Origin of the sequence: Roseomonas sp. KE2513 (assembly GCF_016107305.1) — a bacterium.
GTDB lineage: Bacteria > Pseudomonadota > Alphaproteobacteria > Acetobacterales > Acetobacteraceae > Roseomonas.
This window is the reverse complement of the sequence record NZ_RCVR01000163.1, coordinates 1-832: the sequence shown is the minus strand read 5'-3', so window position 1 is coordinate 832 and position 832 is coordinate 1. Positions and strand designations below refer to the sequence as shown.

General features: G+C 63.5%; 1 protein-coding gene. It reads left to right on the top strand.

Features of this window, described 5'->3' with window-relative positions; all coding sequences use genetic code 11:
- The first annotated feature begins 60 nt into the window (after positions 1-60).
- The gene (locus D9599_RS30745; protein WP_198385135.1) at positions 61-771 is read left to right on the top strand and encodes an IS6 family transposase; all 711 of its coding nucleotides are present in this window, start codon (positions 61-63) and stop codon (positions 769-771) included.
- Positions 772-832: the final 61 nt, after the last annotated feature.

Below are 832 nucleotides of genomic sequence, written 5' to 3'. Positions count from 1 at the left end.
TGGGCATTGTCACGTTGGCCAGCTCTGGCTGGAACGAACTCGTCAGGCGAAGCTGGCGGCATGCCGTCCGAGCCCACCACCTACCCCGGCTACCGTTTCCCGGCCGAGGTCATCCAGCATGCTGTCTGGCTCTACCACCTGTTCAGCCTGAGCCTACGCGACATCGAGCTGATCCTGGCCGAGCGGGGCGTAGTGGTCAGCTACGAGAGTATCCGTCGCTGGTGCCTCCGCTTCGGCACGGAGTTCGCGGCCAAGCTGCGCAAGCGGCGGCCAAGACCGGGCGACACCTGGCACATGGATGAAGTTTACCTGAAGATCAACGGCGAGCTCTTTGATCTCTGGCGCGCGGTGGATCAGCACGGAGTCGTGCTCGACATCCTGGTGCAGGAGCGCCGCAATGCCACGGCCGCCAAACGCTTCTTCAAGCGCCTGCTGGTGGGCCTCCAGTATAGACCCCGCAAGATCGTCACCGATGGGCTCCGCAGCTATGGCGTTGCACAGCGAGAGGTCCTACCCGGTGTGCAGCATCGGACCAGCCGCTACCTGAACAATCGTGCCGAGAATTCCCATAGGCCGACCCGACGTCGAGAACGCGCGATGCAGCGCTTCAAGTCAGCCGGGCAAGCCCAGCGGTTTTTGTCGGCGCACGCGATGATCTATGGCCACTTCCGTCCGCGGCGGCACCTGATGGCCGCCGATCAATACCGGCGCGAGCGCTCCAAGGCCTTTCGGATCTGGCGGCAGGAGACGTGTGCCCATATGGCGGCGTAAGGTCACGCAAACTCCGCCTCGCGGTCAAACTTGCTCGGTCCCCAAACAACGTGACAATGCC